Origin of the sequence: Microcoleus sp. N9_B4, assembly GCF_036701635.1 — a bacterium.
Classification (GTDB): Bacteria; Cyanobacteriota; Cyanobacteriia; order Cyanobacteriales; family Microcoleaceae; genus Microcoleus.
The window spans coordinates 48,222-67,679 of the sequence record NZ_JAUBRC010000012.1 but is presented as its reverse complement, the minus strand read 5'-3'; the positions used below and the strand labels follow the sequence as shown (position 1 = coordinate 67,679).

General features: G+C 44.8%; 27 protein-coding genes. 12 read left to right on the top strand and 15 right to left on the bottom strand.

The features are described from left to right. The first annotated feature begins 187 nt into the window (after window positions 1–187). Entirely contained in the window at window positions 188–1,138 is a 951-nt protein-coding gene (locus QUA43_RS10580) for a F0F1 ATP synthase subunit gamma (RefSeq protein WP_006631110.1), read from the top strand. 148 nt (window positions 1,139–1,286) lie between these two features. Here the strand turns inward: QUA43_RS10580 and QUA43_RS10575 are convergent, their stop codons facing one another. After that, a complete protein-coding gene (locus QUA43_RS10575) occupies window positions 1,287–1,595 on the bottom strand; it encodes a DUF2442 domain-containing protein (RefSeq protein WP_333373653.1) in 309 nt (102 codons plus the stop codon). Beyond that, window positions 1,576–1,812 (bottom strand): DUF4160 domain-containing protein, encoded by a 237-nt coding sequence (locus QUA43_RS10570; protein ID WP_333054534.1) that lies wholly within the window; start codon window positions 1,810–1,812, stop codon window positions 1,576–1,578. Before QUA43_RS10570 ends, QUA43_RS10575 begins: the two co-directional genes overlap by 20 nt. Window positions 1,813–1,920: 108 nt before the next feature. Here QUA43_RS10570 and QUA43_RS10565 point away from each other — a divergent pair, with 108 nt between their 5' ends. Next, on the top strand, window positions 1,921–2,289 hold the full coding sequence (locus tag QUA43_RS10565) for a hypothetical protein (RefSeq protein WP_333373650.1): 369 nt from the start codon (window positions 1,921–1,923) through the stop codon (window positions 2,287–2,289). Window positions 2,290–2,324: 35 nt separating this feature from the next. On the opposite strand, the gene QUA43_RS10560 is transcribed toward QUA43_RS10565, so the two are convergent. Further along, window positions 2,325–2,537 (bottom strand): helix-turn-helix transcriptional regulator, encoded by a 213-nt coding sequence (locus tag QUA43_RS10560; protein ID WP_332958465.1) that lies wholly within the window; start codon window positions 2,535–2,537, stop codon window positions 2,325–2,327. Between the two features lie 151 nt (window positions 2,538–2,688). On the opposite strand from QUA43_RS10560, the gene QUA43_RS10555 reads away from it, so the two are divergent. Then, window positions 2,689–3,177: a hypothetical protein gene (locus QUA43_RS10555; protein WP_333373647.1), complete on the top strand. Its 489-nt coding sequence runs from the start codon at window positions 2,689–2,691 to the stop codon at window positions 3,175–3,177. A gap of 133 nt (window positions 3,178–3,310) precedes the next feature. Here the strand turns inward: QUA43_RS10555 and QUA43_RS10550 are convergent, their stop codons facing one another. After that, complete coding sequence (locus QUA43_RS10550; RefSeq protein ID WP_333373644.1) at window positions 3,311–5,935, bottom strand: CHAT domain-containing tetratricopeptide repeat protein; 2,625 nt, start codon at window positions 5,933–5,935, stop codon at window positions 3,311–3,313. 307 nt (window positions 5,936–6,242) lie between these two features. Here QUA43_RS10550 and QUA43_RS10545 point away from each other — a divergent pair, with 307 nt between their 5' ends. After that, complete coding sequence (locus tag QUA43_RS10545; protein ID WP_333373642.1) at window positions 6,243–6,443, top strand: hypothetical protein; 201 nt, start codon at window positions 6,243–6,245, stop codon at window positions 6,441–6,443. 31 nt (window positions 6,444–6,474) lie between these two features. Here the strand turns inward: QUA43_RS10545 and QUA43_RS10540 are convergent, their stop codons facing one another. Beyond that, window positions 6,475–7,401 carry a hypothetical protein gene (locus QUA43_RS10540; RefSeq protein WP_333373639.1) on the bottom strand — a complete coding sequence of 309 codons (927 nt, stop codon included), beginning with the start codon at window positions 7,399–7,401 and terminating at the stop codon, window positions 6,475–6,477. Between the two features lie 253 nt (window positions 7,402–7,654). On the opposite strand from QUA43_RS10540, the gene QUA43_RS10535 reads away from it, so the two are divergent. The 8 genes from QUA43_RS10535 (at window position 7,655) to QUA43_RS10500 (ending at window position 13,722) form a co-directional block, all read left to right on the top strand. Further along, on the top strand, window positions 7,655–8,299 hold the full coding sequence (locus QUA43_RS10535) for a PD-(D/E)XK nuclease family protein (RefSeq protein WP_333373637.1): 645 nt from the start codon (window positions 7,655–7,657) through the stop codon (window positions 8,297–8,299). Between the two features lie 194 nt (window positions 8,300–8,493). Further along, window positions 8,494–9,033: a Uma2 family endonuclease gene (locus QUA43_RS10530; RefSeq protein WP_333373634.1), complete on the top strand. Its 540-nt coding sequence runs from the start codon at window positions 8,494–8,496 to the stop codon at window positions 9,031–9,033. A gap of 195 nt (window positions 9,034–9,228) precedes the next feature. After that, a complete protein-coding gene (locus tag QUA43_RS10525; RefSeq protein ID WP_333373632.1) occupies window positions 9,229–10,410 on the top strand; it encodes a GTPase in 1,182 nt (393 codons plus the stop codon). Between the two features lie 257 nt (window positions 10,411–10,667). After that, entirely contained in the window at window positions 10,668–11,207 is a 540-nt protein-coding gene (locus QUA43_RS10520; RefSeq protein WP_333373802.1) for a Uma2 family endonuclease, read from the top strand. Window positions 11,208–11,451: 244 nt separating this feature from the next. Beyond that, on the top strand, window positions 11,452–11,769 hold the full coding sequence (locus QUA43_RS10515) for a 2Fe-2S iron-sulfur cluster-binding protein (protein WP_333373630.1): 318 nt from the start codon (window positions 11,452–11,454) through the stop codon (window positions 11,767–11,769). 57 nt (window positions 11,770–11,826) lie between these two features. After that, window positions 11,827–12,018, top strand: a complete 192-nt coding sequence (locus QUA43_RS10510; RefSeq protein WP_015175652.1) for a hypothetical protein — start codon at window positions 11,827–11,829, stop codon at window positions 12,016–12,018. Then, the gene (locus QUA43_RS10505; RefSeq protein ID WP_333373627.1) at window positions 12,015–13,097 is read left to right on the top strand and encodes a DUF3326 domain-containing protein; all 1,083 of its coding nucleotides are present in this window, start codon (window positions 12,015–12,017) and stop codon (window positions 13,095–13,097) included. The genes QUA43_RS10510 and QUA43_RS10505 overlap by 4 nt, the downstream gene beginning before the upstream one ends. A 31-nt stretch (window positions 13,098–13,128) precedes the next feature. Next, window positions 13,129–13,722, top strand: coding sequence for a CPBP family intramembrane glutamic endopeptidase (locus QUA43_RS10500; protein WP_333373625.1), 594 nt, complete (start codon window positions 13,129–13,131; stop codon window positions 13,720–13,722). A gap of 170 nt (window positions 13,723–13,892) precedes the next feature. Here the strand turns inward: QUA43_RS10500 and QUA43_RS10495 are convergent, their stop codons facing one another. The 10 genes from QUA43_RS10495 to radA all read right to left on the bottom strand — a co-directional run bounded on the left by QUA43_RS10495 (window position 13,893) and on the right by radA (window position 19,313). Then, on the bottom strand, window positions 13,893–14,297 hold the full coding sequence (locus tag QUA43_RS10495; RefSeq protein WP_333373622.1) for a TIGR02588 family protein: 405 nt from the start codon (window positions 14,295–14,297) through the stop codon (window positions 13,893–13,895). Further along, window positions 14,294–15,148, bottom strand: coding sequence for a TIGR02587 family membrane protein (locus QUA43_RS10490; RefSeq protein WP_333373620.1), 855 nt, complete (start codon window positions 15,146–15,148; stop codon window positions 14,294–14,296). The genes QUA43_RS10495 and QUA43_RS10490 overlap by 4 nt, the downstream gene beginning before the upstream one ends. A gap of 55 nt (window positions 15,149–15,203) precedes the next feature. Beyond that, a complete protein-coding gene (locus tag QUA43_RS10485; RefSeq protein WP_333373617.1) occupies window positions 15,204–15,533 on the bottom strand; it encodes a type II toxin-antitoxin system PemK/MazF family toxin in 330 nt (109 codons plus the stop codon). Between the two features lie 3 nt (window positions 15,534–15,536). After that, window positions 15,537–15,767 (bottom strand): hypothetical protein, encoded by a 231-nt coding sequence (locus QUA43_RS10480; protein WP_333373614.1) that lies wholly within the window; start codon window positions 15,765–15,767, stop codon window positions 15,537–15,539. A gap of 83 nt (window positions 15,768–15,850) precedes the next feature. Beyond that, the gene (locus tag QUA43_RS10475) at window positions 15,851–16,261 is read right to left on the bottom strand and encodes an eIF2A-related protein (RefSeq protein ID WP_333373801.1); all 411 of its coding nucleotides are present in this window, start codon (window positions 16,259–16,261) and stop codon (window positions 15,851–15,853) included. Window positions 16,262–16,354: 93 nt separating this feature from the next. Continuing rightward, window positions 16,355–16,807 (bottom strand): WD40 repeat domain-containing protein, encoded by a 453-nt coding sequence (locus QUA43_RS10470; RefSeq protein WP_333373611.1) that lies wholly within the window; start codon window positions 16,805–16,807, stop codon window positions 16,355–16,357. 60 nt (window positions 16,808–16,867) lie between these two features. Next, a complete protein-coding gene (locus QUA43_RS10465; protein ID WP_333373608.1) occupies window positions 16,868–17,107 on the bottom strand; it encodes a DUF2283 domain-containing protein in 240 nt (79 codons plus the stop codon). Window positions 17,108–17,153: 46 nt separating this feature from the next. Continuing rightward, the gene (locus QUA43_RS10460) at window positions 17,154–17,372 is read right to left on the bottom strand and encodes a hypothetical protein (RefSeq protein WP_333373605.1); all 219 of its coding nucleotides are present in this window, start codon (window positions 17,370–17,372) and stop codon (window positions 17,154–17,156) included. Window positions 17,373–17,441: 69 nt separating this feature from the next. Next, window positions 17,442–17,711, bottom strand: coding sequence for a type II toxin-antitoxin system prevent-host-death family antitoxin (locus tag QUA43_RS10455; protein ID WP_333373602.1), 270 nt, complete (start codon window positions 17,709–17,711; stop codon window positions 17,442–17,444). A gap of 45 nt (window positions 17,712–17,756) precedes the next feature. Continuing rightward, complete coding sequence (gene radA, locus QUA43_RS10450; protein ID WP_333373599.1) at window positions 17,757–19,313, bottom strand: DNA repair protein RadA; 1,557 nt, start codon at window positions 19,311–19,313, stop codon at window positions 17,757–17,759. Window positions 19,314–19,458 lie beyond the last annotated feature (145 nt).

Genomic DNA, 19,458 nt, shown 5'->3' with positions numbered 1-19,458 from the left:
ACTCAAAGTCCCCCTTTTTAAGGGGGATTTAGGGGGATCGAGACTTCGAGACAAACATCGAGACACAGGGTTTCAGTCTTAAGTTGACACCAATGGTTAATGCCGTATCCCTACCGTAGCTAAGCTTAAAAATTGATGGCTGGGAACTAAGAACTCAGAATAAAAGCTAAGAAAAAAGGAGAAAATTATGGCAAATCTGAAAACTATTCGCGATCGCATTAAGTCGGTCAAGAACACTAAAAAGATTACAGAAGCAATGCGCTTGGTGGCCGCTGCAAAGGTGCGCCGCGCTCAAGAACAGGTGACTGCTACTCGGCCTTTTGCCGATCGACTGGCAGAGGTATTATACGGTTTGGCGGAACGCTTGCAGTTTGAAAACCTGGATTTGCCGCTGCTGAAAAAACGCGAAGTGCGATCGGTGGGACTGTTGGTAGTTTCGGGCGATCGGGGTTTGTGCGGCGGCTACAACAGCAACATCATCAGATACGCCGAAAATCGCGCTAAGGAAATCAAAGCTGAAGGCTTAGACTACAAATACGTGTTGGTAGGACGCAAAGCTACTCAGTATTTCCAGCGCCGCGAACAGCCGATCGATGCTACTTACGCTAACTTAGAACAAATTCCCACAGCACCGGAAGCGGCACAAATTGCTGACGAATTGCTTTCTTTGTTCCTGTCGGGAACTGTGGACAGAGTTGAGCTAATTTACACCAAGTTTGTCTCGCTAATTAGTTCGCGTCCGGTAATTCAAACCTTGCTGCCCCTCGACCCCCAAGGTTTGGAAACTCCTGATGATGAAATCTTCCGCTTGACATCGCAAGGCGGACAGTTTCAAGTATCGCGGGAGAAGGTTGCTTCACCTACGAAGAGTTTGCCCAGGGACATGATTTTCGAGCAAGATCCGGCGCAAATTCTGGAGGCTCTTTTGCCCTTGTATTTGAACAACCAATTGCTGCGGGCTTTGCAAGAGTCTGCTGCTAGCGAGTTGGCTGCGCGGATGACGGCGATGAACAATGCTAGTGAGAATGCTAGCGATTTGATCGGTAGTTTGACGCTGACTTATAACAAGGCGCGGCAAGCAGCAATTACTCAGGAAATCCTGGAAGTTTGCGGCGGTGCTGAGGCTTTGAATGGTTAGGTTAGGGTTGACAATTTGTTGATTTTATGGTATGCGTCTGGGGGAACTCAGGCGCTTTTTTTAAGATTATTCGGCGGTTGAAACCGCTTTTACACAAACGAAGTCCCTCTCTAAGAGACTAAGAAGGGTATTTAAGCCAGATTTGTTATTAGACTATCTTCCCGCGTTCCTCTAACCACCGCTGAAATGACTTCTGACTTTCTCCAGATGGTTTACCGAGAATAATATTTTTGATGCTAATGTCTTCGTCAATATCAGGCCAGTGGATTCCCTCATTTCCACCAATAAATCGCCAATTATTGCGTTCGTTTGATGTGCTATGCAATAGCCGAGGATACCAGGCTAAAGGAACAGAAATAGTACGACCATCGGATAGATCGACTGTTAGCGCGTCGTCTGTAACAACTACGTTTTGTGCTTGGGGAATTTCTAGCAACTCAACCATTAAAGAAGTCATTCCAACCTGCTAATAATTGCTGTTGATGTTCTTCAACAAGTTTCTGAATGCCATTGATTTCTGTACGATTGAAGCCTTTATTATTTTGAAGGCGAACTGGACTAAGCCAAAACTTAGCTTCTTCTCGATCGCGCTCAACGTGAACGTGGGGTGGTTCATCCCGATCGCCCGCATAGCAGAAGAAACGGTATGGGCCGACTCGGAGTAACGTAGGCATTCAGACTTATTAATCACAAATTGACTTCTCTATTTTAACCGATGCACGAGCTTTCATCTCTGATATAGTCGAAGTATTGAACGCGATTGTGCGATCGTCTTTAAAAAAATGGCAAAAAAAATCTGGATTGTCTACAAAACCGAAAGCATGAGTGCTCCGGGCTGGGAAGAACGTCAGCTTATGCCGAGGGGCGGTCTAACTAATATACTTTGGGAAAATTGGACTTGGGAAGAAAACCCAGAAATTCCTCAAGTAGGCGACAAAACCCGCGATTATGAAAATCTATCTGACCCCGGTAATGGAGTCACCCACGGGAAAGATGGAGATTGGGTAGTTACTCGCGTTCAGCAGTTTTTTGCTTCCGATACTGAGGAGCGAATTGTGGTGTGTTACTGTTCTTACCAACCTGTTACATCGGATTGGGAAGCACTACAACGGGGTGAGTCTGTCAATCAGATGCTAGCAACTGTCGAATAATATTGACTGGATAATTAGTTCCTAAAAGCGATCGACTATTCCTGCACAATTTCATACAAATCTTCGATCGACAAATCAAAAGTCCTTGCCAACTTGTGCAAGGCCGTCACATCAACTGTTGCTAATCCGGGCGATCGGGCATAGGTTCTGAGGGTACTGTAGACTACGCCCGATCGCTCTGAAACTTCTTTCAGCGTCCAGCCCTTCTCGGCAGCAAATTCTCGAACCCGCAACTTAATTAATCCCATAACCTCTTGACTTTTGACTAATATAAGTCATAAACTTGTAATGTAAAAAGCGATCGCCCCTAGGCCTGGAAAACTCAAGGACGATCGCTTATCAAAGTTCAAATCCCATCAACTGGGATTTATTAACCATCTGAAATTCCCATCAAGTGGGATGTATCAACCATTGAAAATTCCCATCAAGTGGGATGTACCAACTATGTTAGCAAGCTTTCGACCAAAATCAACCCCCAGACACAGATTGAGCCGGTTTGTGACAAAAGAGGCGATCGCGCGGCTGCTGAAAATCAAGGTAGAACAAATATATCGCTTCGAGTGCTGGGCGCATATCCTGTACGTGCACGCCAAAGGCATGAGTCGGTTTGTCAGTTATGCCGACTTTCCGCCTGTTTTAGGAGTGGAATCGCCCTCTGGTTTAGATTTTGGTTATTGGAAGCGCCGGATAGCGAGTCAGAAAGAGAGACACGCGCCGGATTTTTGGGTGGATTTTTATGCGGATAGATTTCAGAAAGCTGTTTCTGTTTCTGAATTGTTGGAGTGGGGGGAATTGGTGGGGGTGATTAAATTGATGTTAAGTGCGATCGCCGTGGAGTCGCTACGAAAGGTTTATGCACAAGAGAAATCTCTGCTAGAAAATTTCTAAATTAGTCCTAAACGCAGGGGTGGTTAGAAACCGGGTTTTTTGCCCAGAAGATGCGTTACAGCCCGCAGATACGGTAAAAAACCCGGTTTCTGTGGTTTTGATTTGTCCAGGAATGTAAATGCTACTGTTTCTCCTACGCCAAACCCTGCGACACAAACCCCGCCCAATTATAGGGACTGACAAACGGCAATTCTTGCCGACAAAGCCAGTCTAAACGCAATCGCACATTTTTGACAATTTCTGCTTGTTTTTCTCCTTTTTGTTGCTCAAAATAAGCCTCTAACTGCCGTTTATATTTACCAGACAACTCATCTCCTGTCAAGTTACGGAGCTTAAATTGTGCTTTTCGCAGCGCTTGCGATCGGCTATTATCCTGCTTTTCCTGATAATATAAAATACAAAATAAAGCGGTTGCTAAATCATCCACAGCCCACAAGGTACTGACCACATTTCGCGCACCCGCACAGAGGAAACCGCTAGCAATGGAGAGCGGATCGTCGGTAATTTGGGTGAGGGTTAAATTGGTTTCGCAGCAGGAGAGGAAGACTTCGGCTAAGTCTGAAAATCTCCAGGTAAAAACACGACCGAGGTTGATGTCGCCATCAAATAAATGCAGTTTTGATTCGAGGGAATTATTCAGATCGGCACTGGCGTGATGGCTGGAATGAAGGACTTGCACTTGGTTGAGTAAGTTGTGATAGTTGCCGATCGTCGCTTGCTCATATTCGAGGCGGGAATTTTTATCAATTTGGTGCATGGTTGCCAGGGTTTCGCACTCGTAGCCAGTGAAAACGAGGTCGCCTGTGGCATTTTCGACGATTCCCATTGTGGCTGGTTTGAGGTTGCCTCGCTGGTGGCAAAAGTTGAGAATTTGGCAACTGGGAACGATGCGGAGGCGGAATTTATCGCTGAGGTATTCTGGTTGTTTTTGGGGCGGGGTTTTGGCAGGGGTGATGGTGGGTTTGCTGAGAGGTTTTAAGCCGCGTGTTCTGTCGGAGGCTGTATTGCTATGGGGAATGGGAATCTCGTTTAATGGTAAGGCGGCAAAGGGAATTTGATGCAGGTACAGGTGAGGGATAATAATCAGTTCTTTGATGCCGTTGAGATGTTGTTCAATCAGTCGATTAATTTGCAGGCGGTTAGCGAGTTCGGGGAGAAATTCACCCATTTGATTTTGCCATGCGGTTTGGTTTTCTTTATAAGGTTTTAACCAGTTGTTGAATAGCCAATTTTGCAAAGTTTCAATTCCTTGACCTTCGCAGGTGTGGAGTTGGGTTGATTGATTTTGGCGCAAGATGAAAATGTGGGTATGCTCATCAGTGGTGTAAAAATTGAGGATGGCGGTTTCGGCATCGGGAATTAAGGCTTGCATCTGGTCGAAACTGAGGGGGGCTGGTTGCAATTGAGCAGCCAAAACTTGGTCTTTGCTGCGAATTTTCAGCCAAGCTTTCTGTTTTTCATCTTCTAATTGTTTAATCTTTTCGATGATAGCGTCGCCGTTGGGGATTGGTTGGCGAGTGGCGGCGATCGCTTTTGTACCGTCATTTTCAGAAATACGCAAGCGATCGCTTTGTTGTTGCAGGCGATAGTATGCTTCGACTTCGGGGGGAATGTCGCCTTGGGGGTAGAGGTCTTTGCTGGCGAATAAGTCGGCGAGGTGGCGCGATCGGGAGCGATCGGCGGTTTCGACGGCTCGATCGTATTGTTTGAGGTTGATGTAGCATTGGACGGTGTTGGCGTAAACGGAGATAGCTTCTGCAATGATTTTTTGGCGGCGTTTATCGGTTGTTGAGCCTTTGCGGAGTTGTTCTACTGCTTTTATGGCGGGTTCGTATCCTTCTAAGGCGAGTTGCCAATTGCCTTGGGTAAAGCCGATGTTGCCGAGGTTGCTACCTGCTTTTAAGCATCCGTATGGCAGAGTTTTGAGAGTGGCAATTTCTAGGCAGTCTTGATAGTTCTCGATTGCTTTTTCATATTGTCCTAGAGAGTAGTAAGCATTGCCTAAATTTCCCAGAGAAATCGCTTCCCCACGGCGATATTTGATTTCCCGATTAATGGCTAAAGACTGTTCGTGGAAATTGATCGCTCGTTCATCGTCTCCCAGACAGTAGTAATAATTACCTAAATTTCCCAGAGAAGCTGCTTCCCCAAGCCGGTCTTCGATTTCCCGATTAATGGCTAAAGACTGTTTGCAGAAATTGATCGCTCGTTTATAGTCTCCGAGAGAGTGGTAAGCATTGCCTAAACTTCCCAGAGAATATGCTTCCCCTTGGCGGTCTTCAATTTCCAGACTAATTGCTAAATGCTGTTTGTGAAAAGCGATCGCTCGTTCATCGTCTTCCAGAGAGTAATAATTACCTAAATTTCCCACAGAATATGCTTCCCCTTGGCGGTCGTGAATAGCTTGATAAATGCTAAGGCACTGTTGCCAGCACTGAAAAGCGACAAGAAACCGACTCATATCAAACTGCTCAATTCCCCAAGTCAATAAAGCATCAGCTATCTGTTTTCTGATTGCCGTTGGCTGCTGACCGCTACCAAGAAGTTTCCCCAGTTCCAAGGCAAGATTGGTTAAAAATTTAGCTACCTCTGGGTTGCCATTCTCATCCACTTGCTTAGCACCTTCCATAATTGTGTACAAAAGTCCAGGGTCGAGTAACTGGATGTTATTTTTTAATATTTTCGTTTCTTCCTTGCTGGGACATTCGAGCAGTTGTTGGATGAGTTGATGATAGGCGACTATGCGATTTTCGTACATTGTTTTTTTTCTTCCTTGTATGCGATTGTGGGGACTATTTGAGATACTATTTGATAGCTGAGAAACCTGGTTTTTTCAACTCTAAAAGGTTCACAAATCACATTAGTGCATAAACTCATCGTTTATGTTATAATTTAATTCCACCTTAACTTACCCTGATAAATTGCCTTGGATTCTAACTTTGATTGGAATTAAGGGTTGTTATCCATACCTTTGAACAAACCGATCGCACCTCCTGTATAATTCGGATTATTTCAGCCCGTAAAGCTAATATCACTGAAAGCCAAGCTTATCAAGAGAGGAAACTATGAAATCCGAGTATGACTTTTCCCAAGCAGAACAAGGCAAGTTTTACCATCCTGATGCTACATTTCATTGTCCCATTTATCTCGAACCCGATGTCGAGGAATTTGTGACTAAAATTGCTGAGCATAAAAAGATTGAGGTGCAAGTTTTGGTCAATGAATGGCTGAGAAATAACATTAAACTCATTCAAAGTATTGAGTAGGTGAAAAACCCGATTTCTTTAAAAAACCTAGTTACGGTTTTTTTACCACCTCAAAACATTGATAAAAGACTTGCCAATTGCCTTGTTTTTCCAAGTGTTCAAATAACTCTTTAAGCCGTTCAGCATTCCATTCTGGTAAAGCTTCCTCTTCACGGGGAATCAACCAAGGTAAACTCACAGGCTTCTCCAAAGCAATTGCTAAAAACTCCTCCTTTACCAGTTTCCCAAACTTAAAATTTGTCTTGCTCTCATCTCGATCTGCCCAAGAATCCTTTTGAGGCAGCAAAATAGGCGATTTCTCCATGATAGGATTCGGTGCATAGGCAGAAGATGGACAGAGCAAAAATTCCTCATCTTGGCTGCGATTCAACAACAGCAATTGAGAATTATCAAAGTCTAAATCAATAACCATCCAAAGCGACTGCTCTACGGGAATCGTTGGCGTAACTTTCTTTACCGCAGGGGGAGGCGGGGGCAAAATGAAGGATCTAGTTCCCCTTTGCACAGATGCCATTTCCTCTTTGGTTAAAAACTGTAGCCAATTGGGAGGCGATTTAGCTTTTTCCTGCAAAATTTGCCAGCCATTTTTATCAAGCCACCGCAGGTATTTGTAATTCCACAGCCAAGAATAAACCTCTCGCCAAGAGCCTCTTTGCCCTTTTTGTCCATTGAGCAAGATATCAACATTAACTCTATCTTTTTCCATTTCTTCTTTATATAGATTCACCATAGCCTGCACAACATTTTGTGCCGTTGTGCCAATTGAAGTTGCATAATCTCCCTTCCCAAGACGGGAATATTGCGACATCTCTTGTGCAATTTGTACTTGTTGAGATGTCACCGGGCGATTTTTATCATAACGGAGAGGGAAAAATACTTCCTCTCTCAACTTAAACGCCCGCTGCGTTTTCAGTTCTTCTGTAATCTCGTTAAGAAACTTTTTTTGTTCAGTAGTCATCGGGATACCTCTGATTATGCAACGAGCGAGAAACCGGGTTTCTGAAACCTCTCTTTCAATCTAGCACATCCCTAGCAGAAATAAAAAGACCATAAAACCATAAAACTATTTCAACTATTTCGACTATTTCAACTAAATAAAGTAGAAAAAATTACTCGCTCTAAAAACAACTACGTCAAGGGTATTGGCAACTATGTCAACTTTTTTATAGTGAAACTATGAACCGGGAACGTTAACAAAAAGGAAGTTGATTATGAAGCTGACACAAACGCAAAAAAGATTCAATCCCTACGCCACTGTAACTGGGCTTGCCGAAGTCTTAGCAACCGAAAAAGATTGCCTACACGCATTATGGCAACGAACTCACTATCAATTTGAAAAACAACCGAGTACCTATGACCCCTCAGAACATGAAGAAAAGCTGATTCAACGAGCAGTACAACTGCAAAAGGAAGGCTTCACCGTCTATGTTGAAAATCAAAATTCTTTCAAATATAAAGGTCAAACCTTTGATATCTGCGTTGCCGGCAGACCAGATATCATTGCTATCAAAGATGATTGGGCTGTTGTCGAAGATATCAAAACCGGCAAGCGCAAAGATTCACATAAAATGCAAGTGCTCCTCTATATGTCAATGTTGCCCTTTGCGCCGGAAACCAAAAGTATGTTTAAAGGTCACATTCCGCACGGGCGTTTAGTTTATGGAGATGGCATTTTAGATATTCCCAAGTGGTATGTTAATGAGCAATTTAGACAGCGTTTGCAGCAGTTAATTGCCCTGCTTTGTAATTCTCAACCTCCCAACCCAAAACCTAGCGATTGGGAATGTCGCTATTGTAAGGTTCCCTCTGCCTGCTGTTCTGTAAAAATGAGCCGAGGAACTGATTTATTTGCATAAGTCGATCGCCGGAAATACCCGTAATGCCGACAACCGACAGGTTAAAAGCTGTCGCTATTAGAAGCAAGTCAGCCTACGTTGCTCGGCCAGACGGCGTTACAGTATAATTTCAGCAGTGTCGGTCAAAGTGCGATCGGCCTTGCAGATCAGCCATAATAGTAACAAGTGAATTTTGTAAAAACGAGGAAATAACTATGGTCACTGCTACCATAATATCAGACAATTTAGCTCTAGAAGAGTTCGTCACCGAACCGCCCGATAACATGGAATTGGTAGACGGCCAACTTGTGGAGAAAAATGGCATGACACTAAAGACGGGGAAAATTCAGTTAAGCCTGGGGGATGCTTGGAAAAATTACAAAGATTCTAGCGGACAAGGTGGAGAGGCTTATGTCGAGGTTCCTTGCTGCACTAACCGACAAATTCGCCGGCCCGATGTCGCTTATCTCACACCAGAATTAGTTGCACAATTTGGCAATCTTGCCACTTTACCCCAAAGTTTCCCTTTAGTTGCCGAAATAGTTTCACCCACCGATATCGCTGAAGATGTCTTTCTCAAAGCACAGGAATATTTAGAATCTAGCTGTCAGGAAGTCTGGTTAGTTTTTCCCGAAAGTCGTTTAATATTCGTGATGACTCAAAATCAAATATTGACATTTAGATCCGGCGATACCGCCAGCAGCCAACAAATCCTGATCGGTTTTAACATTGATGTCGATCGATTGCTAGCTTAAACTAAATTCTACAACCTTTCATGTAGCAGCACGCCACACAAAATTCTCCTCTACACGTTGCACCAGTTCTGAAATCAAATTGCTACAATATGTTTAAGACTCCTCAGTCCGCCTTCGCGGACTTCGTTTGTAGAGCATCGGAATTCTATTCGGTGGTATTGAATTAATATCCCACCCTTATCGGAGCAAACCGCCATGTCAGACGACTTTTCCTTAGACGAGCTTTTAAATAGAAGTTACTACGCCTTCAAAGACGCAGAAGACCAAGTGGGACAGTGCAATGTTTTAGTCATCGGCAAAACCGGCGTCGGCAAAAGTACCCTGATAAATTCCGTTTTTCGCCAACGCTTAGCAGAAACCGGAGTCGGCCGCCCCATCACTCAAGGCATCCGCCAATATACCAAACCGAATTGCCCGATCGCAGTTTACGACACTCCCGGACTCGAACTCAACGCCGAACAAATTAAAGTTATTCAATTAAACGTTGCTAAACTGATTGAAGACCAAAGACTCCTGCACCCAAAAGAACACATTCACGTCATCTGGTACTGCATCAATCACAGCGCCAATAGAATAGAATCTGTGGAGGAAAGCTGGCTAAAAGAAATGGAAGTCAAAGATGTACCAGTGATTTTAGTGCTGACTCAGACGACATCTAAAAAGCCGAGCGAGTTTTTCAAGCAACTGGAACACATGAATTTGCCAGTCAGTCAAATCATCCCCGTCATGGCTGAACCGGAAGAAATTGATGAAGATTATACAGTAAAATCTCACGGTTTAGACAAGTTGGTCGATGCAACTTTTCAACTGCTGCCGGAAGTAGCTAAAAAAGCTTTTGTTAAAGAACAAATTGCCAATATTGCGCTCAAATCTGATATGGCATTTAAGTATCTAAGTGCTTATGTGGCAGGTTCTGCAATTGTCGGTGCGACTCCTGTACCGTTTGCTGATGCGCCGATTTTGATGACGATGCAAACGGCAATGATTGCTAATATTACTGTGATTTTTGGAATGCCCTTTGATAAGGGGTTTATTTCGGCGATGCTGTCTGCGATTAGCGGCGCTGGTGGGGTGACTGCTGTTGGCAGAAGTATTGTTACTAATTTGATTAAAATGATTCCTGGTGCGGGTACTGTTGTCGGCGGTGCAATCTCCGGTGCAACGGCAGCAACTCTCACGCTGGCCCTCGGTTTGGCTTACATTGAAGTGCTTAAAGCTTATATGAAAGCTCAAATTAATGGGGAACAACTTTCTTTACAGCAGTTGACAAAGATGTTTGTGGATTTGTATAAGGATTATGCGACTTCGGGGCGTAAAACTTTGAAGGATGAGAAACCGGATCAACCTAAACCTCCCAATCAAATTAATATTGAGTAAATTGGTTATTGGTTATTGGTTATTTGTTATTGGTTATTTGTTGTTATAGCAACCGCCAAGATGGTTAGGGCACTTTTGGTCACTGAGCGTAGTCGAAGTGTCCACTTCGACTACGCTCAGTGACCGTATAGCCTTTGCGACTGCTATATTTGTTATTCCCAATTACCAATTCCCAATTACCAATTCCCAATTCCCATTACCCATTACCAATTGATTGCTACAATATGAGTGAATTCTGCAAAAAGGAGGAAATGGCTATGGTAATGGCTGCCGTTTTATCAGAAAATGTTTCTCTAGAAGACTTCATGGCTAATCCCCCGGACGATATGGAATGGGTGGACGGGCAAATTGTGGAGAAAAATGGCATGACAGCAAAACACAGTCTAATTCAATCCAAACTAGATTATTCTTGGAGAAGTTACAAGATATCTAGCGGACAAGGCGGCGAAGTTTATACAGAAGTTCCTTGTCGTACAGACAGGCGAGTGCGCCGTCCTGATGTAGCTTATCTGACTCCTGAACTTGTTGCTGAATATGGCGATGTTCCTACTTTGCCTCAAAGTCCGCCGTTAATTGCAGAAATAGTTTCTCCTACTGATATTGCGGAAGAAATTTTTCTGAAAGCACAAGAATATTTAGATTCGGGTTGTCTGGAAGCTTGGATTGTTTTTCCAGAAAGTCGCTGGATATTGATAATGACTCAAACTCAAAAGTTAACTTTTAACTTGGGTTCTACAGTCAGCACTCAGCTAGTGCTGCCGGGTTTTAGTGTTGCGGTTGATGAGTTGTTGGCTTGAAGGCAAAAAAATAATTAGGTATAAGTGCTTTGTGGCACAGTTCCGCCGTGAGGTTTGTAATAATTTGTGAAAAAGTCATTGACAAAATGCCACTCGCTCGCCCAGCCAATTAATAAAAAAAATTATCAATAAAAACAGCAGTTGTAAATTTGCACAAAAGCACAAACAGCGGTAAAATACTGATTGCTTTGTTTCCAAATCTAGCGTAAATTCCAATTGGGGAATTAAAACCAATAATTGAAATATGTCTAAGACTTACACTGTTGAATTGATCCACCAAGGCACTACCTATACCGTAGAAGTACCCGAAGATCAACAAATTCTCCGCGCCGCCAACGCCGCCGGCATTGAGTTGCCGAGTTCTTGCAATGCGGGGGTTTGTACTACTTGCGCTGCTAAAATTATTGAGGGTCAAGTCGATCAAGTTGATGGCATGGGCGTTAGTCCCGAACTTCAGGCCGAAGGTTATGTGTTGCTGTGTGTTGCTTATCCCCGATCGAACTTGAAGATAGAAACAGAAAAAGAAGACATTGTGTACGATCGCCAATTCGGTAAATCCTAGCACTAAGCTAAAATTGACCTAAGTACCGTTAGCGGTAAAACCACTATGGATCGCCCTATGACCACCCATTTCATTTCCGCAGAAGTTGACCTCCACGAGACCGCCGAGCAACTGCACTCGGCTATTGAAATTGAACTGCAAAAGTATGGCGAACCCCTACGGTGGGCAGTCACAGATGTGGATGTCGATCGGCAAAAGGCTGTGGTAGAAGGCTACGTGCTCGTGGAAGCATCCCCCGCAACACCGTGAACCCCCGCCCTTTGACAGTGGTTTTGATAGTCCCCACAGGCGTTGGAGCCTCGATCGGGGGCTTTGCAGGAGATGCGCTGCCGGTGGCTAGGGCGATCGCCCAAATTTCTGATACCCTGATCACTCACCCCAACGTCCTCAACGGCGCTCAACTTTATTGGCCGATACCTAACGCTCTCTACGTTGAAGGTTACGCCCTTGACAAATTTGCTGCCGGATGCTGGGGACTGCAACCGGTACATCAAAATCGCATCGGCTTAATCCTCGATGCCGCGATCGAACCAGACTTGCAGTTGCGACACTTGCAAGCGGCTGATGCTGCTAGAGCTACATTGGGTTTGAATATAACCGATTGGGTTTTAACCGATCGCCCCCTGCAAGTAGAATTGCGTATTTCCGAATCCGGGGCATCCTGGGGAACCATCGGCAATCCCGACAGTTTATTGCGCGCTGCAGAAAAATTAATCAAACAAGCAAGAGTAGAGGCGATCGCAGTTGTGGCCAGATTTCCCGACGATGAAGGCAGCCTCGCCCTCGAAAACTACCGCCGCGGCAAAGGAGTTGACCCCCTCGCTGGCGCGGAAGCTGTGATCAGCCACCTCATCGTCAGGACGTTTAAAATCCCCTGCGCCCACGCCCCCGCGCTGTCTGCGCTTCCCCTCGATCCGCACCTGTCCCCGCGATCGGCTGCTGAGGAAATCGGGTATACTTTCCTACCTTGCGTGCTTGCCGGCCTCAGCAAAGCTCCCCAATTCGTAGCGCCAGAAAGCCAGCAGCACCATCAATTATCAATTACCGCCGATCGAGTCGATGCAGTGGTGATACCTGCCACAGCGTGCGGAGGCAGTGCTATTCTGAGTTTGAGCGGGCGATCGTCCGTACAAATCATCGCTGTGGGCGACAACAAAACCCAGATGCAGGCGACTCCAGAAAAACTCGGAATCAAAGCTTTGCAGGTAAACTCATATTTAGAGGCGATCGGAGTTTTGGTCGCTTTGCGAGCCGGCATCAGTCCAGCTTCCTTGGGTGCAGACATCTCCTCCCTGCGTTGTTTGTCTGACTCAACTAAACTACTCTAAAATCTCAAACCTCAAATATAAAAGTGATTAAGTGGCAGAAAAACTTCCCGGAAATCCTGAAATTGAACCCTTGACGCGCACCCAAGTTTTAGTAGCAATGGGCGTGACAGCAATTATGTTGCTGGCGGTAGCTAAATTGTGGTTGCTATTTGGATCGGTATCGCTTTTGCCAGTCAAATTGATAGGAATGGACTTGCTCAAAGGATGTGCGATCGGACTGGCAATTACAGGCGGCAGTGCGATCGTTTATCAACTCTGGCCGGGTTATCGCCGGAGTGCGGATGTTTACTTGGAAGTAGTGCTCAAACCTTTGTTTTGGCCGGATTTAATTTGGCTGGGACTGCTGCCGGGACTTAGCGAAGAATTGCTATTTCGAGGCGTGATGCTGTCTGCTTTAGGATTGAATGTTACCAGTTTAGTTTTATCGAGTTTTTGTTTCGGCATTCTGCACTTGGGAGCCCTGGATCAGTGGCCTTATGCTGTTTGGGCAACGGCTGTCGGATTGCTGTTGGGTTACAGTGTTTTAGCTACTGGGAATTTGTTAGTGCCAATTACGGCTCATATCTGCACAAATTTGATTTCTAGCTGTGTTTGGAAGTGGGAACACAATCTGGTGAAGCGTTAGCTCGATCGCAATTCCAAAGCGATTGAAATCGCGCCTGCGCGGAATATAGCAATAAATGCCAACGCGCAAGGGGGTTTTAGATTGAACGAACCGCGAAGACGCTAAGGGCGCCAAGGAAGAGGAAGAGTTCACAGAGGTGGAAAGGTTTTAAGCGCCGAGTTTTATCTGTGTTAAGGCAGTTTGTAACTGCTCGATCGCACAATCAATTCACCTTGACTGGGGTTACGGCTGAAGATAAAAGCTCCTTCTTGAGTTTCGCCGCTTGACAAAAAATCAATTTGTTGGTCGCCGGATTCCACGACTTCACCGTTGACGCGCAGTTCGGCAATAATTTGCACTGATTCTGCCGTTTCGCCGCCCGTGTTTGTCACTTTAAACGGTACGTAAAATTGCCCTTGAGTTTCACGAATAGGCGTGTTCCGAGTGACAGAAATAATCGGAGGTTCCTCTTTTTTAGTCACCCAGTTGTAGAGTACGAGTCCGGTGAGGGTAAAAAGGATCAAGCAGGCGATCGCAAATGTCACCCATTCAGCAAAAGTTCTTTTTGGTTGCTGTTCGTTATTACTTTCACTCATACCGCCAACCTCCCCGCGGCGCCGCCAACAGCCGCCGGCAATCCCAATACTAACGTATAGTTCAACCAAAGCGACCACGGGTCGTCAAAAGTGAGTTTGTGGAAGAAAAACATCATAAATGCAGAAGCCAGCAGCGACACTAAATAGGCCATGACAGTTTCGCTGAGGGGACGTTGAAAAATACCTTGCTGCTGCTGCCGTTTTGCTTGATAAGTAAAGCCGGCTACAAATACAATACCGTAGGAAATTAGCAGCGAAGTGGCGATAATTGCTAATTGCCAAGGCGGCGAAATACCTGCCGCTAGCATGGGAATTTCGTCAGTTGGGGCGATGTTGAAAGCAATGATCATCGCGCCGATTAAAGTAGCGCCGATATCTGCTAGAGTTGCATTAATGCTAGGTTCCTGTTCACTGTCTGAACTTTGATAGCGATCGCCGCTCAAGAAACCGTTGGCCAGGGCTACTCCTAACGCAAACGGCAGGCCTTCAAAGATGATTTTCCCTAAAGTTTCATGCAGCGGAGTCTCCGGCGTAATTTCCCTGAGCAAAAACAGGATAAAAGTCGCACAAACAATGCCAATGGCGATCGCTACTACGGTATCGATTGCAGCTTCTAGCCAGCGGATGTCCTTAGTTTTGCGAAAACCTTCAGTGCGAGTCAGCAAGAAAACGGCGATACAAGTAGTTGCGATCGCGATCGACATTTGCGCTGGTTTAGTAGAGGAACCGATCCACCAAACCTCCATCGTATAAAGCAGCGGAATCCCGAACAAAAAGCCGCCAGATGCGCCTCGAATGATGTCGTTTAGTTCATTTAACCACTGATTTTTGCGTCTTTTTGATTTGTTCATGTTTAGTGAAAACGCACCTCAAAAATTTAGCAAGTAAAGATTTTTTTAAACTTGCTCAAATAGAATACCATATTTGTTGTATTCTTTCTCTAACTTGTGCCAAATCATCAGGGGTTAATATTCCCAGTCTGCGTTCAACTAAACTTTTTTGTAATGTGTTCAGTTTATGTAAGCGAACCGCTGAAGGTCGATTTAATCCTGCTTGTTGCCATTCCCGAATTTCTACATCAAAAGTTGTGCGAGGGATTTGACTGGTTATCTTCACAATAATCATGTCTTCATCTCCTGTGTCCAACAGTACCAAACCAGGACGGCGTTTAGTTTCGGCTGCACCCGCAAACAGGAATGCAACTAGAACTAATTCTCCAAACTGATAATTAGTCATAGCTCAAATCTCATCGTAAATTGCGTCTTCTTCGCTGCAATCACCAAAGAATTGTTCGGTGGCAAGACGATGCCAAGCAGCGTTTTCCTCTTCTTCATCTTCTGTGTCAGTTGGTTCTTGCACCAGAACAATAACTCTGACTTGTTGGTTAACTGCCAAGTATTTTAAGAGGGTATCGGGAAATTCTATTTTCCCTTCATCTGTGACTTTTGCGGGAAACTCGTATGCTTTCATAATTTTTAGGTCGATTTTTTTACAACATTATTCAGTTTGTGATTTACTTTCTAATTCCTTGAGTTATAAAAAAACTCGCACGATTATAAATCTATTTGCCAAATCTTGATAGTTTTGTCATCACTCCCACTAACCAGAGTCTGCCCATCCGGGCTAAAAGCCACAGAGTAAACTCCCCATGTGTGTCCTAAAAGAGTGCAAATCTTCTCTCTAGCCTCTAGATTCCAAAGTTCGATCGTTCCGGGTTCGCTACCATCATCTTCGCTGTCAGAATCCCCCCATCCACCAGTTGCGATAATTTTGCCATCCGGGCTAAAAACTAAGTAGTAGTCCCCCATTGAATTTTTCGGAAGAGTATAGATTTCTGTTCCTGTGTACAGATTCCACAGCTTGATATTTCCTGAAGAGTGCAAAGTCGCAAAAGTTTCTCCATCGGGGCTGACATCAATGGCATAAACAGTACCCATACCCTCCTGCCAATTCTTGGTCCAGATTTCATCTCCAGTGGTTAAATTAAAAGCTACTGCACTTAGAGAAACATAATCATCTCCACTGCTACTGAGTAGAATCTGTCCGTCAGGACTGAATCAAATATCAAAACCATAATATACTTCTACTGGCCACTTTAAAGTCCTAATTTCTTCTCCATTTCTAAGGTTCCACAGTTTGATAGTTGTGTCTTCACTGGCACTTGCCAGAGTCTTCCCGTCGGGGCTGATAACTACAGAAGTAATTATGTCTGAATGTCCGGTGATGGTGTAAATTTCCTCTTTAGTGCTGAGATTCCAAAGCTTGATATTTTTGTCCTTACTGCCGCTAGCAAGAGTTTGTCTATCAGGGGCGAGCGCAATGGATGTAACCCCTTGTGAATGTCCTGATAAAGTGTGAATTTCTTGCCCTGTGTTGAGGTTCCACAGCTTAATTGTGCTATCAGAACTTCCGCTAACTACAGTCTGTCCGTCTGGAGTGATGACAACAGAAGTTACCGAACATGAATGTCCGTGAAGGGTGTGTACGCATTGCCAGTTAGTTTGAATCATTTGATATTACTCCTAGCATTCATCCAGCAACCACATTTTTACTGATTGTTTTCAATGCCATTAAAGTGCAAGCTGAATCTCAGAATATTCTCCCAAAGCTTCGTTGACAACAATCAGTTTTCCTTGACTATCCGCCCCTAATTGTTGATTGACATTGAGTAATTCAATTCCATAAATAGTACCGTCTGGGGCAACATCCACATTCATTTGCTCGCTAACCTGGATAGTTTTTACCTGTGTGGTTTTTTCTTTCAGGTATATATAAGCTACGTTGTATCTCGGATCGTAAGTCAGTTTCACGGGAACCTCCTGCTCAAAAGAATTTGACAATTACAGTGATAATCATCTAGTCTTCGCCTTCTGACGCTGCGATCGCCTCTACTTTCTTCATAGCATAAACTTTTCCCTGCCACTCAGCATTGAAGGAAAAGTTACGCCTAAATCTGGTTCTGCCAAATTGAGCCGGAAAAGTTGTGCCACTTTCAACAGTAGCAATTACTTCTGCCTCAGTTGCACCTCGCTCAATCAATCGCGATCGAGCATGGGGATGTAATCTAACGATCACGTTGCTATTACCTCCTTTTTGCCTCTTTATTTTTGCACTAACTTAATTCACCACAGCCGCGCATCAGCATCAAAATAAAGGCATGAGTGTCCAACAACAACCTGATTCCATGTACTCCTTAAACTCTTCTAGCGGTTCGTCAAAATCATCGGACATCCAAACCATTCCTTTAGCACTCCCAGCTTTGGATGACCAGCGCTTCTTATTAGCTGGCGGTATTCCTACCAATTTTACAACAGGCTGGTTATCTTGAGTAATCGCCACTTCTTCGCCTCTCATCGCCGCTGCGATTAATTCCAGAAGCTTTTCTTTGGCCTCAATAATGTCTACTTGATACATATTTCGTGCCTCCTTACTATCAATTTATAACATCACAATTCTAACTCAATTAAACAAATCCTCTTCCTCCAAATCAACAGACTGCAATTCCATATCACCAGACTGCAACTGAGCGGGAGTAGCAGGAATCGCCGCAATAATTGCATCGATTACTTTCGCCACTGGAATAATCTCCATCCCCAACTCCGGCACCGGTTGATTCTTAGGAATAATCGCCCTTTTGAAACCCAATTTTGCCGCCTCCCTCAGCCGCAACTCTAATTGCGAAACCGGCCGCACCTGTCCCCCCAAACCCACTTCCCCAAGCAAAACAGTGCGTGCATCAACCACCCGATCGCGAAAACTGGCCACAACGGCGATCGCAACTGCCAAATCCGCCGCCGGTTCATCCACCTTCAAACCGCCCACCGTCGCCAAAATCACATCTAATTTAGATAAAGGAATCCCCACCCTTTTCTCCAAAACAGCTAAAATTTGCTGCAATCTAGCATTGTCAACACCAGTAGTAGTGCGGCGCGGCGAACCAAAACTCGCAGGGCTGACTAACGCCTGAATTTCTACTAAAATCGGTCGAGTTCCTTCGCAAGTAACAGTCGTCGAAGTACCGGGCGAAAATTCATCTCTATTTCCTAAAAATAACTCCGACGGATTATCTACTTCTCGCAAACCGTTGGCTACCATTTCAAAAACACCGATTTCATGAGTCGCGCCAAAACGGTTTTTCATCGATCGCAAAAGTCGATGAGAAGCAAAGCGATCGCCCTCAAAATACAGTACAGTATCTACCAAATGTTCCAAAACCCTCGGCCCGGCCAAAGCTCCATCTTTCGTAACGTGACCGACAATAAATAAAGTAATATTTTCCCTTTTCGCCACCTGCATCAAAGCAGATGTACATTCCCGCACCTGAGCCACCGAACCCGGAGCCGATGTTAAACTAGCAAAATAAATAGTTTGGATGCTGTCAATCACCGCCACATTCGGTTTCAGCGCTTCCAACTCCCGCAAAACAACTTCTAAATCCGTCTCTGGAAGCAAGTAGAAATTCTCCGCTGAATTGTCCTCCGAATCCTTTTTAGCTTCCCCGTTACTGCCAGATTTATGCCCGCCGTTGCTTGACAATTCAACCGGATTAGCCACCCCCAAACGCTGCGATCGCAACTTCACCTGTTGGCCGGACTCCTCCGCACTCACATACAGTATCCGATCCTTGCGGGCCAACATATTCGCCACCTGCAACAGCAGCGTCGATTTCCCGATTCCAGGTTCTCCCCCAATCAACACCAGCGAGCCCGGAACAATCCCGCCTCCCAAAACTCGATCGAGCTCCCCGTAACCAGAAGGCCAGCGAGACTGAGTTTGGTCGGAAATCTGCGATAATCTGAAAGATACCCTTGGTTGACCCTTCGACTTATCAGGGGGCGAACCGCCCACTGTCTTAGTTGTCACCCCAGTTAAACCAGCCCGCGGCACACCAGCAGTAGGTTGCTCTAACTGCTCGTCAAAAGAATCCCACTTCTGACAGCTAGGACATCTGCCAAAATATTGTGGTGAATCATAGCCACATTCCCGACAAATATATTGTATTCGAGGCTTAGGCATTGTTTTATGATAAATAGTCACCCTTAAAATTTAGAAAAGTCTGAGTTAAAGCAATTATCAAGCTTTCAGACCGATCGCCGCCCATGATTCAATTTGTGTCTTCTATGATAGGGTACAAAAAAATAACATTATCTGAAATGTAACT